Source organism: Sphingobium sp. L-44, assembly GCF_056859495.1.
This window is the reverse complement of sequence record NZ_JBSXOQ010000092.1, coordinates 17,450-29,880: the sequence shown is the minus strand read 5'-3', so window position 1 is coordinate 29,880 and position 12,431 is coordinate 17,450. Positions and strand designations below refer to the sequence as shown.

At 62.5% G+C, this 12,431-nt stretch carries 9 protein-coding genes and 1 pseudogene; 4 read left to right on the top strand and 6 right to left on the bottom strand.

Translation table 11 applies throughout. From position 1 onward, the window contains the following. Together AC13EK_RS12870 and AC13EK_RS12865 are read right to left on the bottom strand one after the other, a co-directional pair. Window positions 1-141, bottom strand: a pseudogene (locus tag AC13EK_RS12870) (IS5/IS1182 family transposase); the annotation flags it as partial. Between the two features lie 66 nt (window positions 142-207). Beyond that, window positions 208-843, bottom strand: coding sequence for an STN domain-containing protein (locus tag AC13EK_RS12865; protein WP_422067277.1), 636 nt, complete (start codon window positions 841-843; stop codon window positions 208-210). A 926-nt stretch (window positions 844-1,769) separates the two neighbouring features. Between AC13EK_RS12865 and AC13EK_RS12860 the strand changes: the two genes are divergently transcribed. From AC13EK_RS12860 to AC13EK_RS12850, 3 genes are all read left to right on the top strand, one after another. Then, the gene (locus AC13EK_RS12860) at window positions 1,770-3,998 is read left to right on the top strand and encodes a TonB-dependent receptor (protein ID WP_483022230.1); all 2,229 of its coding nucleotides are present in this window, start codon (window positions 1,770-1,772) and stop codon (window positions 3,996-3,998) included. Window positions 3,999-4,116: 118 nt separating this feature from the next. Further along, a complete protein-coding gene (locus AC13EK_RS12855) occupies window positions 4,117-4,884 on the top strand; it encodes a TIM barrel protein (protein ID WP_483022229.1) in 768 nt (255 codons plus the stop codon). 64 nt (window positions 4,885-4,948) lie between these two features. After that, the gene (locus AC13EK_RS12850; RefSeq protein WP_069336338.1) at window positions 4,949-6,334 is read left to right on the top strand and encodes an MFS transporter; all 1,386 of its coding nucleotides are present in this window, start codon (window positions 4,949-4,951) and stop codon (window positions 6,332-6,334) included. Between the two features lie 62 nt (window positions 6,335-6,396). Here the strand turns inward: AC13EK_RS12850 and AC13EK_RS12845 are convergent, their stop codons facing one another. From AC13EK_RS12845 to AC13EK_RS12830, 4 genes are all read right to left on the bottom strand, one after another. Next, a complete protein-coding gene (locus tag AC13EK_RS12845; RefSeq protein WP_069336339.1) occupies window positions 6,397-7,227 on the bottom strand; it encodes a nuclear transport factor 2 family protein in 831 nt (276 codons plus the stop codon). Next, window positions 7,224-8,906, bottom strand: a complete 1,683-nt coding sequence (locus AC13EK_RS12840) for a GMC oxidoreductase (RefSeq protein WP_069336340.1) — start codon at window positions 8,904-8,906, stop codon at window positions 7,224-7,226. The genes AC13EK_RS12845 and AC13EK_RS12840 overlap by 4 nt, the downstream gene beginning before the upstream one ends. Next, window positions 8,903-9,553, bottom strand: coding sequence for a gluconate 2-dehydrogenase subunit 3 family protein (locus AC13EK_RS12835; protein ID WP_069336341.1), 651 nt, complete (start codon window positions 9,551-9,553; stop codon window positions 8,903-8,905). The genes AC13EK_RS12840 and AC13EK_RS12835 overlap by 4 nt, the downstream gene beginning before the upstream one ends. A 105-nt stretch (window positions 9,554-9,658) precedes the next feature. Continuing rightward, the gene (locus AC13EK_RS12830; RefSeq protein ID WP_483022228.1) at window positions 9,659-11,170 is read right to left on the bottom strand and encodes an MFS transporter; all 1,512 of its coding nucleotides are present in this window, start codon (window positions 11,168-11,170) and stop codon (window positions 9,659-9,661) included. A 289-nt stretch (window positions 11,171-11,459) separates the two neighbouring features. On the opposite strand from AC13EK_RS12830, the gene AC13EK_RS12825 reads away from it, so the two are divergent. Continuing rightward, window positions 11,460-12,407 (top strand): ThuA domain-containing protein, encoded by a 948-nt coding sequence (locus AC13EK_RS12825; RefSeq protein ID WP_069336343.1) that lies wholly within the window; start codon window positions 11,460-11,462, stop codon window positions 12,405-12,407. Window positions 12,408-12,431 lie beyond the last annotated feature (24 nt).

The window sequence follows — 12,431 nt, the reverse complement described above, 5'->3', positions numbered from 1 at the left end:
GGCCAGCATCCCCTTTTTTACCCGCAGGCTTGATGCCGTGCGGTGCGCCTTCAGATAGGTCGCGTCGATCATCACCGTCTTGCGTTCGGAAGACTGAGGCGCAGCCAAACCTTCCATCATCCGCAGGAACACGCCCTTATCCAGCCCCGCTGAGCAGACCGGTTGCACCTTCCAAAATTTCGATGCGGTCATAGATGACGGAGTCCGCTATCGAGCAGTTATTGCGCAGATTTCCCCCCTCGCTCGACAGGCTGGGCACGCAGTCAAACTGGAAGCTCTGCACCTGCCCCCCCTCCCCCCCCGCGAATAGAAACTGTATCCTTCGCTATTATCCCGATTAATGGCGATACCGGGCGTCTGGACAAGGATGGTCGCGATGCTCTGAAGATTCTGGTCCTCGATCTGCTGCCGCGTTACCACGCTAACCGACTGGGGGGGGGCGCAGCGAGAGTGGCAGTTTGAGCGCGGATGCTGTGGAGCGGACGGTGTAGGAACCCGTTCCCTCCGACGCTTTAGGCTCCGTAGCGAAACGGACAGAGCTTGCCTGACCGCGTTCTCCGGCCACTCGGACCGGGCCGAGTTGGATGGCCTCGCTCGAGGCTTGCGGCGCGTCACGGTTGAACCCACAACCCGGAACGACAGCCCTGTGCCGGACAGTAGCTGGCTGAGCGCCTGCAGCGGTGGAAGCGATCCTGTGACCCGGACTGCTGAACGAAGGTCGTCAAGACGTCGGGCAGCGACTGCGTGGGAATGTCGAAGCTCCGCCGGGCGTCTTGCGCGAATGCAGGCGCGGCAACTCCTGCCGAAGCGATGCCGCTTGTCACCATCAGCGCGGCGACCCATGCCCGGCGCAACCGCTTTACCTGAACACAGGTCGTTCCGGCATTAACCCCAATCAACCAACCCAAAGCGTCTCAGCCGGTAGAGCCGGCGCGGCATCAGCCAGACATCATCAAAATATTCTGATGGCCGCTTGTGCGCCTGGATGCGCCTCAGTTTGCCGGGGTTCGACAAAGCCGGATCGGCCCATTCTCAGGCAGTTGAGGCGCGGCGACCGCCCAACCGCGGGATCCGCCATCAACGACTGGATGCGCAATCCCATGTTCTGGACGGTCGAGGATGCCGAAAGGCGGCAGAAGGCATCATCATCATAACGTCATCGCTGCGCACCATAGCCGGCCCGCCGCTCCTCCCCTGTGGAGCGGCCCTCCCTGAACTATGGCCCCGCCGTTGAGATTTCTCCGGCGGGGTTCTTTTATCGGCGTGACACGGGTTTCAGTAGGGCCGATAACGGCAAGCCATGGGACTTTCCCGACTGTCAGCTACGGAGCGCAAACACCGCGAATCGCGACATCCGGACGTGGAGTGAGGGAGCCTTCGCTATGATAACAAAATTCTAGCAAGCAGCAGGGCGACCACGGTTCCCCTACCGACCATCGGTGTCTGGCCATATCTCGACTGCATCACCATCACCTCTGGTGGCGATAGATGATTGCATCCGAACAATCGCCCTAGTGATGGCAGTCGCACAGCCATCCTGCGTTGCAGGAAAAGCATGCCCCCTAAATCATCGCAATCAGCGAATTTTACAGAATTAAAATATGCATTCTGTTATGGCTTGACGCATCGCCAGGCCGTTATTAAAACCATCATTGCAATTCGTAAATTTCCCTAGAAAAGGGAATCGAAGGGGAGGAATGATGCAACAGTTCCGTAGCCTGTCCGCGCTCATGCTTGGCGCGGCCATCGCAGCTCTTACAACGCCGGCCATGGCGCAGGACGTCGCCAGCCCGGCCGCAGCCGACACGGTCGGGATCGCCGACATCGTCGTCACCGCGCAGAAGCGCGCCACCAATATCCAGGACACGCCGATCGCGATGCGCGCGTTCGACAATGATGCGGTACTGAAGGCCGGCATCACCGACGTGAATGGTCTGGCGCAACTTGCGCCGGATCTGGGCATCACCAACGACACCCAATATACCAAGATCACCGTGCGCGGCATTTCCAGCCAGGATCATAGCGAGACGGCCGATCCGGCGCTGACGATCAATATCGACGGCGAATATATCAACCGGCCGATCGCGCTGAATGCCAGCTTCTTCGATCTGGAGCGCATCGAGATCCTGCGTGGTCCGCAAGGAACGCTCTATGGCCGCAATGCGACTGCTGGCGCCCTGAATATCGTGGCAGCCAAGCCGCGCCTCGGGGAATTTTCCGGCTATGCCACCGGCAGCTACGGCAATTACGACACGATCACCGGCGAAGTCGCGGTCAATATTCCGCTGGGCGAGAAATTCGCCATGCGCGCCAGTGGTATGCACAACGAGCATGACGGCTATTTCAACAATGGCCCGGCAGGCCGTGGCAGTGCCGGCAATACCGATGCCGCGCGCCTGTCCTTCTATGCCGAACCGGCCGAGGGTATCCGCGCCTATGTCGCCGGCGAATTTGTCGACGTGAACACCACGGGCGTAGCGCAATATGGCCAGGTGATCGCGACGAATGGCGTCCTTGCCAACCCTGGCTATGCCTCCGGCATCGTTGACGTCATCCCCTCGACACCGGAATTTGAGAATGGCGGCGTGCCGCAAAATCTCGACTTCAATCCGCCGCGCAAATCCTTCCCGCTGGGCGATCTGGGTTCGACCAAGATCAGGCAATATGCGATCCGTGGTCGGCTCGACATCGACGTCGGCTCGATCGGCACGCTGAGCTATATTGGCGGCTATCGCGACGTGAAGTCGGATATCAGCCAGCCGCTCAACGGCTATGTGCCGACCATCTTCATCCAGAATTACGAGAAGAATTCGAAGACGCAGAGCCATGAACTGCGCCTGTCAGGCGGCGAGAATGGCGGCATCATCTATCAGGTCGGCGCCTTCTACTTCCATGAGAACCAGTATATGGCGCAGGGCCTGTTCCTGCCGCTGGCAGCGGGTGGGAGCTATCTCAACTATTTCTATCGCCCCTATGTGAAGAATGACTCGATCGCCGGCTTTGCCCAGGCGACGGTGCCGATCATCGTCGACAAGCTGAGCGTCACCGGCGGTATCCGCTACACCCACGACAAGAAGAAGGGCCTCTATTATAATTACGGCCCGCAATTCGGACGCGGCCCCAATCCGCCGGCGATCGACGACACCAGCATCGCCCGGACCGAACTCCATCCGCGCTTCAAGGAAAGCCAGCCGACCTGGACGCTGGGCATCGACTATAATCCATCGCGCGACCATCTGATCTACGGCAAGGTCAGCACGGGCTACAAGGCCGGCGGCTTCGACAATGTCGGCTCCTTCGGTTCGGAAAAGCTGACCGCCTATGAAATCGGATCGAAGAACAGCTTTGCCGACCGCACCATCCAGTTCAACGCCTCGGCCTTCTATTATGACTATCGCGACCAGCAGATCCCGGTGTTCCTGGACACCAATGTCGGCAGCCAGGTGGTCAACGCCGGCAAATCGCGGGTCTGGGGCATCGAAACCGACACCACGGTCCTGCTGTCGCGCAACGACCGCTTCACGGCGACCGTCAACTATCTGAACGCCGAACTGACGGCGTTCCAGACATCGCTGCTGGGCCTGACCGGATCGATCAACGACAGCGATCCGTCGACGCCCGGCAACCAGCCCTTCGACCTCAGCGGCAATCGCCCGGTGCAATCGCCCAAATGGACGATCGCGCTTGGCTATGACCATGATTTCCACATCGGCGATCACAAGATCACCGCGAGCGTCTTCAGCCGCTTCAAGTCGGATTATTATCTGCAGCCGTTCAACAATCGCGCCGAATTGCAGGAGGCGTTCACCCAGACGGACCTGAGCCTCGAATATAGCGCACCGGGCAACAAGCTGAGCGTGCAGGCCTATGTCCGCAACCTGGAGAATTACCGGCCCTACAGCTTCGTCAACTATGTCGATGCCGGCGGGACCATGCTGATCAACTATATTTACGGCACGCCACGCACCTATGGCGTCCGGGGCACCTATCGCTTCTGATCGGACGCCTCTAAGCTTCGTGAAAATGAGGCGGCCCCGGCTAGGCCGGCGGGGCCGCCTCTTCTTCTTCGACCGGACCCAGTCCCCGACGACAAGGGGGCGACCAAGGAGAAGAGGAATGTATCTGTCCGCCTGTATCGAATGGCTTTTCAAGGACAGCGCGCCCGATTTCGCCGACCGCATCCACGCGGCGAAGAATGCAGGGCTTTCGGCCGTTGAATTTCACCTGTGGGACGACAAGCCGATCGATGCGATCAGGGCTGCGCTCGACGAAACGGGCGTCAAACTCACCAGCTTCTGCGTCGGTCCGCGCCGCAGCCTGGTCGACCCCGCCCAGCATGACGAATTTCTGGAAGCCGTCGCCGCAACGCTGGAAACCGCCAAGACACTGGGCCGCCCCCCCCTGGTGGTGGCATCGGGCTTCACCCGTGAAGGAGTGAGCCTGGAGGAACAGAGGGCCGAGGCGGTCAAGGCGCTGAAGCAGGCCGCCGCCCTGGCGGAAGAAGCCAGCGTCGTGCTGGTGCTGGAACCGCTCAACACCATCGTCTCCCACCCCGGCATGTTCCTGTCGAGCACCACGCTCGCGCTCGACATCATCGAGGAAGTGGGCAGCGACCATCTGCGCCTGCTTTATGACGTCTTTCATTCCAACGTGATGGGCGAGGATATGGAAGCGGTGCTCAAGGGCCGTATCCATCTGGTCCAGCATGTCCAGTTTGCCGACAATCCCGGCCGCAACGAGCCGGGCACCGGCACGAGCGACTGGCCGGCCGTGGTCGCGCAGCTCCGCGCGCTCGGCTATGACGGCGGGATCGGGCTGGAATATCAGCCTACCCTTCCCTCCGATCAATCGATCGCGCAGGCACGCGCGGCCACGGGCCTCTGACAGATGACGAAGGTGGGGCGGTCGACCGATCGCCCCACCCAAAGATATTGGCGAGGACAGTCCGATGACGACAGCCGTTGCAGAGCAGCCGATGCGCAGCCCCCGGATCGTTGACAGCGAAGATGACAGCCATCTGCGCCCCTGGGAAAAGATCAGCTATGGGCTGGGCGATTTCGCCTGCGGCCTCAGCTGGAACGCGGTCGGCGCCTTCCTGCTCTATTTCTACACCAATGTGGCGCTATTGCCGGCGGCGGCGGTCGGCACGCTGTTCCTGCTGTCACGGCTGTTCGATGCGGGCATCGACCTGGGCGTGGGCATCCTGGTCGATCGGACGCGGACGCGGTGGGGGCGGACCCGCCCCTATTTCCTGTTCACCGCCCTGCCCTTCTCGATCCTGCTGGTGCTGACCTTCACCACCATCGACGGATCGACCGGGGCGAAGCTGGCCTATGCCTATGTTACCTTCTCGCTACTGGGCATTCTCTACAGCTTTCTGGCCGTGCCCTTCTCTGCGCTGATGCCGATGATGACCAACGACCATGGCAGCCGCATGCAATTGGGCAGCGCGCGCGCGATCGGCACGTCGGTCTCCGTCATCCTGGCGACGGCTGCGACCATGCCGCTGGTCGGCGTGCTGGGGGGCGGCAATGAACGGCTTGGCTTTGCGCTGGTCGCACTGCTGTTCGCGGTGCTGACATTGGCGGCGCTGCTCAACCTGTTCGTCAGTTGCAGGGAGCGGCATCATGACGAGGCGCCGGCCGGCGGCGCGATCTGGCCGCATGTCGGCGCGATGGTGCGCAACCGGGCCTGGCTGGTCACCTTCCTCTTCTGCACGCTCAATTTCCTGCGCTTCGGCTGCGTGATCTCCGTCACCGCCTTCTTCGCTATCGAGGTGATGAAAGCGCCCTGGATGATCGGCATCCTGCTGCCGGCAGTATCGGGCACCCTGCTGCTGAGCGCCTTTATCGCGCCTTTCCTCTTCAAGCGGACCGGTATCCGCAAGGGTTGCATCGCGGCGTTGCTGGTCGCGATCGGCGTGCATATGCTGCTGCCCTTCATCGAGGCGCAGCATGGACTTTTCCTGGGCCTGTTCCTCTTCGCCGCGATCCTGATCAGCCTGACCATGACGGCGATCTTCACCATGGCCGCCGATGCGGTGGACTATCATGAATGGCGCTTTGGCACCCGCAACGAGGGGTTGCTGTCGTCGGGCATCAGCCTGTCGACCAAGGTCGGGATGGCGATCGGCACGGCGATCATCGCCTATGTGCTGGCCGGCGCCGGCTATGATCCCAAGGCGGTCAGCGACGGCGCCCGCGCGGCGATACGCTGGTCCTATTATGGTTGGCCGATCGCGATCATGATCGTGCAGATCATCATCATTGCCTTCTGGCCGATGGACGGTCGCCATGAAGCGATCCGGCGGGACATCGCTGCCCGCAACGGCTGACACAAAAAGGGCCGCTACAGCGACTGTAGCGGCCCTTTTTGTTACCTGATTGGTTGGTGCTGTCAGAACATCGGATGGGCGTTACGCGGCGTTTCCGGCACGCCCTGCAGCATGTCCCAATGTTCGACGATCCGTCCCTTGTCGAAGCGGAATATCTCGACGACAGCAGCGCCCTTGTCGTCCGCTGCCAGCTTGCCGCGATAATGGACGGCGGCAAAATCGCCATCGACCAGGATGCGCTGCACGGTGAAGCTGGCGCCCGGCATCGCATGGAGCGCCCGGATCGCCGCGACCGCCTGATCGCGCCCCTGCCCCATGCGGCTATTATGCTGGATCAGATCCGGCGCGACGAAGCGCTGATAGGCCTGTTCCACATCGCCCCTGGCGAACAGCAGGTCGATGAACTGGGAGAAGGCGCGGCGATTGGTGGCGGTGTGGCTGCGATCGCTGGGCGGCGCATCCGCCATCGCCAGCGGATCGCTGCCCTCCGCAATCGGTTGCAGCACATCCCAATGCTCGACCACCTTGCCGTCCTTCAACCGATAGAGATCGGCGACCGCCGCCCCGGCCGTGCCCGGCCTGCCCTGTCCGAAGAGGTGGACGAGCGCGAGATCGCCGTCGACCAGCAGATGCTTCACCTCGAACCGGGCATCGGGCCGGGCGAACATCGGCGCCAGCGCCGCCACAGCCGCGTCCGGGCCATCGGGCAGGCCGGGATTATGCTGGACATAGCCGGGCGCGACATGGGTGGCGAAGGCGCCCGCAACGTCACGCTGCCGATAGAAGCGATCGACGAAATCATCGACGATCGTGCGATTGTCAGCCGACTTTGCGACGGCCATGGGCGCCAGCGCCACCAGCGCAAGACCAAGGATGGGTGCAAAATGCCTCACAGTGCGCCCTCCTTCATCAGCGATACCGCATGGTCACAGGCCCGCGCCGTCAGCGCCATATAGGTGAGCGACGGATTCTGGCAGGCAGACGAACTCATTTGCGCACCATCCGTCACGAACAGGTTGGACACGTCATGCGCCTGGCTCCAGCGGTTGAGGACCGAACTGGCCGGGTCATGGCCCATGCGCGCGCCGCCCATTTCATGGATCGCCGAGCCACCCGCGCCGGGCTCGTCAAAGCCCATGATGACATGGCCGCCGGCGGCCTCCATCATCGCGGCAGCTTCCTTCTTGGCGTCCGCCAGCGCGCGGCGTTCATTGTCGCCATGCTCGAAATGAATATTGAGCATCGGCAGGCCCTGCGGGTCGAGCTTGACCGGATCGAGCGTCAGCCGATTGGTGACGCGCGGCAGGCTTTCGGCAAAGCCGACGAACACCATGCGCCAGGGACCGACCTCGCGGGTCTTTGCCTTGTAATCGGCGCCGATGCCGGCCGCCCGCTTGGCCGCAGTCCAGCCGCTCTGCAGCGCCCCGCCCTGGAAACTGTAGCCGCGCACGAAATCGGCTTCCTGCCGGTCAAGATTGCGGAAGCGGGGAATGACGACGCCGGTCGGCCGATTGCCGAAGGTCGTGCGATCGTCGAAGCCCGGCATGATCGCCATGGTCGACAGGGTCGAGGCATGGTCCATCACATGGGTGCCAAGCACGCCACTGCTGTTGGCAAGGCCATTGGGATGTGCCTCCGACCGGGAACGGAGCAGGATGTGGACGCTGTTGAAGGCACTGGCGTTGAGGAAGACCAGCCGTGCCGTATGGCGCGTTCGCGCGCCGGTCTTGACGTCGAGGACGCGCACGCCGGTCGCCTTCTTCGTGGCGGGATCATAATCGACCGCTTCCACCAGCGCATCGGTCACGACCGTCAGCCGTCCGGTCGCCTGTGCCGCCGGCAGGGTGGAGCTTTGCGTGCTGAAATAAGCGCCATAGGAACAGCCCCGCGCGCAGATGGAACGGAACTGGCAGGGCGCCCGCCCTTCCTTGGGCGCGGTCAGATTGGCGGTGCGACCGACCGTCAGGCAGCGGTCGGGCCAGCGCTGGGCGATCGCCTCGCGCACATGCTGTTCGACCACATTGAGCGCCATGGGTGGCAGGAACTTGCCATCGGGCAGCGAGGCAAGGCCCTCGGCCGCGCCCGAGACGCCGATGAAATCCTCGACATAATCATACCAGGGGGCAAGGTCGGCATAGCGGATCGGCCAGTCGGTGCCATGGCCATCAGCCTTGTTGGCGCCGAAATCATAGTCGGACCAGCGATAGCTTTGCCGTCCCCAGGTCAGCGATCGGCCACCCATCTGATAGCTGCGCCACCAGTTGAACTTGGTCCCTTCGGCAACGGCGTAAGGATTGTCCTTGTCGTTGACGAAATGATTCTGGGTAAATTCGGTGAAGTGCCGGTTGAGGCGCTGCACCGCATATTCCTCGGCATAGAGTTTTGCATCGCCCTCGCCGCGAAACTCCATTTCCCACGGCGCCTTGGTCTCTGTCACATAATCAGTGCCATGCTCGATCATGCGTCCCCGCTCGATCATCACCACCTTTAGCCCCTTTTGCGTGAGTTCCTTTGCGGCCCACCCGCCGGTGATGCCCGACCCCACGACGATCGCGTCAAAATCCATGCTCATCCGAAATCCACCGCTGTCCAGTCGCTCGACCAGGATCGATTATGGGCCGGCAAAGGGAGGTTCGGATCCCAGCGGCCGGGCACCAGCTCATATTGCAGTTCGCGGCTTGCCCCGACTTCCGACGTGTAATAGCCGGTCAGGATCAGCGCCTTGATCTTCTTCCAGGGATGATCGCCCTGCTCGCCGCCAAAGGCTTCGGCATCATAGGCTTCCAGAACGCCGCGTTGCCGGTCCGGCTTGAGGCCGAGGAACGGCATGTCGGCGCGACCGTTGAGATCCCGTGTGACCTGATCCAGCACAGGCAGGCCGCCGCGATCATTGCCCATCCGCACCTTTCCGGCCGGTTCGGACGCGGTATCGTCCAGTCCGTGCAGCAGCGCGCGTTCGACAAAGGCGGGAACACCGACGGCGACGGCACCGGGCGTATCGCTATCCGGGATCACCAGGTCAGACAGACGGGCGAGCAGCAGCTTTTCCGAATCGCTGGCGCCGCCGGCCTGACCCTCGACCTGCTGATGCCAGGCGCGCAGCGGGACACCGACCAAGGCGCCGAGCAGCAACGCCCCGCCGAGCACTTGGCGCCGCTCCGCCTTGCCGGGCAGCCAGCTTTCGGTTGGCGGTATCTGTGGGGGGCTGTCACGTCCCATATTCTGCCTCTCCATGGGTCTTTCCGACCCCATAAATGAATTATAATTCTATTTTTTATCGAGCCATCACGCGATCGGCAAGCGCCAGTTTTCGCTTCGATACAATCATTGTCCGCGGATACGCAGCTGGCGCGGAATAGCGAGCGCGAGCAGTGCCACCACAACCAGCATTGCGCACACGACGGAGGCAGACAGGGTGAAGGCCGCAATCGCCTCCGCCCGGCCCATGCGCTCGTCCGGCTGGATCAGGAAGAACAGCGTACCGATCGCCGCCGCGCCGATCGCGGCGCCCAGTTGCTGGGTCGCCTTGAGCAGCCCCGAGGCCGAACCGGCATGGCCGACATCCACCTCCGACAAGGTGCAGGGCGGCAGCGGACCGCCGACCAGCCCCATGCCCAGCCCCATGGCAAGCAAAGGCGGCGCGATCAGCAGCGGGCTCACCACGATCAGATCCGCCGCATTGAGCAACAGGGTCAGCACGATCAGACCGGCGATCATCAGCAGCGCGCCCCAACTGATGATGATCGGCCCGAAGCGCGGCAACGCCTTGCGCGACAACATGCCGATCGCGAAGGAGGCGCCGAAGGCATAGGGGACATGGGCGATGCCGACCTGTGCCGCGGTGAAATGCAGCCCGCGCTGGAGCGCCAGCGTCAGGGTGAAGAGCAGGCCGCCGGTCGCGACCTGGAAGGCCAGCGTCGTCAGCAGGCCGAAGGAAAAACCGCGCGCCTGGAAAAGGTCCGGCACGATCAGCGCCGATCCGTCCCGCGCCATGCGGGCGCGGCTGTGCCGGACCAGCAGCAGTCCGATCGGCAGGCTGGCCGCCATCAGGCCGAATCCCCAGAGCGGCCAGCCATAGTCCCGCCCCTGGATCAGCGGAAAGATCAGCAGGAAAAGGAGCAGCATGACGAGCAGGGTGCCGGTCATGTCGAGCCGGGGGCTGTGCGCCGATCGCCCGCCGGGCAGGATGCGCGTCGCCAATATCAGCGCGACCAGTCCGATCGGCAGATTGACGAGGAAGATCGAACGCCAGCCAAGGCCCATCAGGTTGGCGCTGAGCAGCAGCCCGCCGATCACCGGCCCCAGCACCGCCGCCAGACCGCCCAATATGCCGAACAGGCCGAGCGCGGCCATGCGCTCATGCGGCGGATACATGATCTGCGTCAGCGACATGACCTGCGGCAGCATGATCGCGGCCGCCCCGCCCTGAAGCAGGCGCGCGGCGACCAGTTGGCCGGGTGTCTGCGCCATTCCGCACAGCAAGGATGTCAGGGTAAAGCCGGCCACGCCGATCAGGAAGGCACGCTTGTAGCCGAGAATATCGCCCAGTCGCCCGCCGGTGATGAGCAGCAGGGCGAAGATGGTCGAATAGCCCGCGACCATCCATTGCACTTCGGCGTCGCTCGCCCCCAGTTGTGCCTGGAGCGTGGGCACCGCGACATTGATGATCGTCATGTCGACCAGGTCGAGCACCATCGCGGTCGCGACGATGGCCAGTGCCACCGTCCGTTGCCGCTTGCTGAGCGCCAGCGCATGATCGATCGCGCTGCGCACCGCATTGGGCTTTGCCCCGACCTTCACCCCTTCCCCTTCGACCGCCAGCATCGCCCCGCTCACATTTATAGAATTATTATTCTAGTAATAGATATCGAAGATCGCAGTTTCGTCAAGGCGCCTGACAGCCGCATTTCCTCCCTTGCGCATAATCCGCTCGACAACCAGAATTTTTATTCTAATAATTTTGCCGCCGGCTTTGTTATGCCGTGCGAATCATCGGACTGACATTTCCAGACATTGCCACGAGTGCGCCATCGCGTGCCGCGTCCTGCGCCTGCGCGCAGCCCGGCTATCGACCGACGTGCCCCGGTCCGGACAAAATCAGAAAGCGAAGAGAGGGATCCTGTCTATGAAGCGTCTCCACCTTGCGATCACCAGCCTTGCCCTGCTTGCTGCCCCGGCCGCCGCGCAGGTCATCGTCAACGTCAAATACCGCCCGCCCGAGACGGTGCAGCGGGTGGGCATACCTGTCGATCCGACCGAAAAACGGATCAGATTGCTGATCATCAGCGGCCAGAACAGCTATGAGCATGATTGGACCGGCGTGAACAACATGCTGCGCACCATGATGCAGGATAGCGGCCGGTTCGACGTGCGCGTCACCGAGGATTTCGACCATGGCGACCTGGCGACACTGAAGAATTACGATGTCGTCCTGCTCAACTATTCGAGCCGCTGGAACTATGCCGACCCGACCGAGCATCGCTGGTCGAAGACGGCGGAACAGGCATTGTTCGACTATGTCCGCCAGGGCGGCGGGCTGGTCGCCTATCATTCCTCCTTCACCTTCGGCGCGAACTGGCCGGACTATCAGCGCCTGATCGGCGCGGTGATGGAGCCGGGATCGAGCCGCCGCTCGCCGCCGGGCGCCTTCCCCGTCCATATCGTCGATCGCACCCATCCGATCACGGCGGGCATGCGCGAATATGTCTGGACCTATAATGACGACATGTACACCAACATGCGGATGGACCCGGATGCCAGGATAAGGGTGCTGGCAACCGCGCATGACAGTGCGGCGAGCTATGATGCGAAGATCGCCGGCCACAAATATCCCGCCGCCGCCTACACGCCCGAAAAGCTCAAGGCGATGAAGGGCATGGATGCCGATCATCCACAGGTCTGGACCGCCGACTATGGCAAGGGTCGGGTCTTTTCCATGACGCTCGGCCATGACGAGGTATCGCTGCATTTTGCGGGGCTGCAGACCCTGATCCTGCGCGGCAGCGAATGGGCCGCGACCGGCAAGGTGACCCTGCCGGTGCTCGACGAAGCCAAGGAATATATACAGCAATGAAGCCTTATGCCCGGCGGCTTCAGC